Genomic DNA, 2,057 nt, shown 5'->3' with positions numbered 1-2,057 from the left:
GTCCTGGCCGTCACCCTGGTCGCCGTCGACGCGCTCGCCCTGTGCACCGCCACCGGCACCGCCAACCGCGTGCTCGACCCCGCCGTCCGGGTCGCGCCGCTGCTCGGCGTCGCCGCCCTGCTTCCGCTGCTGATCCTGCTCAACCTGGCCGGCGGCCTCTACCGCACCCGGCTCACCCTGTCCGTGCTCGACGAACTGCCCGCCCTCACCGCGCGGGCCCTGGTCGCCGCCGCCTTCGCGATCAGCCTGGCGGGCTGCCTGGAAGGCCGCTGGCCCGACTCCGGACCCGCCACCCCGGCCCGGCTCACCGTCCTGCTCGGCACCCAGCTGGTGCTCGCCGTCTGCTTCCGCGCCGTCCTCTACCACCTGGTGCGCCGGATCCGCCGCAGCCGCCCCAGCCCCGTCCTGGTGCTCGGCGCCGGCCGGCTCGGCCGCCGGGTCGCCGCCGCCCTCAGCGAGCGCGGCGAGTACGGGATGCGCCCGGTCGCGACACCGACCTGCCCGTGCTCGGCGGCCGCGAGGTCCTGGAACGCGAGGTCCGCCGCCACCGCGTCCACCACGTGGTCGCCACCGCCGGCGCCGCCGACGAGGCCGAGACCGCCGCCACCCTGCGCGACGCCGCCCGGCTCGGCTGCCAGGTCTGGCTGGTCCCCGCGCTGCGCGAGTACGGCTCGCTCGCCGCCGGACGGCTGGCCGGCGCCGACCACCTCTGGGGCTTCCCCTGCCTACGGGTCGACCGCGCCGCGATGCGCCGCCCCGGCTGGGCCGGCAAGCGGGCCCTGGACGTGACCGCCGCCGCGCTCGGCCTGCTCCTGCTCGCGCCCGTCCTGGCCCTGTGCGCGCTCGCCGTCCGCTTCGACACCGGCCCCGGTGTCCTGTTCCGCCAGCAGCGCACCGGGCTCGACGGCCGGGTCTTCACCGTCCTCAAGTTCCGCACCCTGCGGCCCAGCAACGAGCACGAGTCCGCCACCCGCTGGAACATCTCCCAGGACCACCGGATGGGCGCCGTCGGACGGCTGATGCGCCGCAGCTCGCTCGACGAGCTCCCGCAGCTGTGGAACGTGCTGCGCGGCGACATGAGCCTGGTCGGCCCGCGCCCCGAACGCCCCTACTTCGTCATGCGGTTCAGCCAGGCCTACCCGGAGTACGCGGACCGCCACCGCGTCCCGGTCGGCCTCACCGGCCTCGCCCAGGTCAACGGCCTGCGCGGGGACACCTCGATCGAGGACCGGGCCCGCTTCGACAACCGCTACATCGAGAGCTGGAGCCTCTGGCAGGACGTCAAGATCCTGTGCCGCACCGCGGTCCTCATGCTCCACCCGGACGGGAGCTGATCAACGCCGTGGCCTTGACCCTCGCCGCACCCCCGCGCACCGCCGGGCTGTTACGGCGCGCGGGGGGCGTCGTCCGCCGCCGCCCCAGCGTGCTCGCCGCCGCCACCGTGCTGCTGGTGTGCGTCCCCACCGGGGAGAAGGACGTCGCCGCGGCCGTCCACGTCACCGCCGCGGACCTCGCCTCGCTCGCCCTGGTCGCGCTCACCGCCGTCGGGCTGCTGCGCGGCCGAACCCCCGCGATCGGCCGCGCCGACGCCGTCCGGTTCGGCGCGATCGTGCTGGCCGCCGCCGTCGCCACCATCGGCTCGATCGACCCGGAGGCCAGCCTCACCGGCTTCGTCCGGCTCACCCAGGTCTTCGTGCTGGTCCCGGCCGCCGTCCTGTGCGCCCTGCGCGACCGCACCGACCAGCGGCTGGTGCTCGGCTCCTTCGTGATCGCCGCGCTGATCCAGGGCGTGGTCGGCGCCCACCAGTTCCTCACCGGCACCGGCGCCTCCTACACCGGCCGCCCGATCCGCGCCATCGGCACCTTCGGCGCCCTCGACGTCATGGCGATGTCCACCGTCGTCGGCTACGGCCTGCTCGCCGCGCTGGCCCTCGCCCTGGCCGAACGGGGACCGCGGGGCGACGCCCGGCTGCGGCGGGCGCTGTTCGCCACCGCCGCCTTCCTCGCCTTCCCGCTCGCCGTCTCCTTCAGCCGGGGCAGCTGGATCGCCACCGCGG

The 2,057-nt window shown here is 76.2% G+C and carries 1 protein-coding gene and 1 pseudogene; both read left to right on the top strand.

Annotated elements, in window-relative coordinates:
* Window positions 1–503 precede the first annotated feature (503 nt).
* Window positions 504–1,334, top strand: coding sequence for an exopolysaccharide biosynthesis polyprenyl glycosylphosphotransferase (locus ABD308_RS23335; RefSeq protein ID WP_344338220.1), 831 nt, complete (start codon window positions 504–506; stop codon window positions 1,332–1,334).
* 8 nt (window positions 1,335–1,342) lie between these two features.
* Window positions 1,343–2,057, top strand: a pseudogene (locus ABD308_RS23330) (O-antigen ligase family protein); the annotation flags it as partial.

It is taken from the genome of Kitasatospora putterlickiae (assembly GCF_039527695.1).
Taxonomy (GTDB): domain Bacteria; phylum Actinomycetota; class Actinomycetes; order Streptomycetales; family Streptomycetaceae; genus Kitasatospora; species Kitasatospora putterlickiae.
This window is presented reverse-complemented; position numbering and strand designations above follow the sequence as displayed.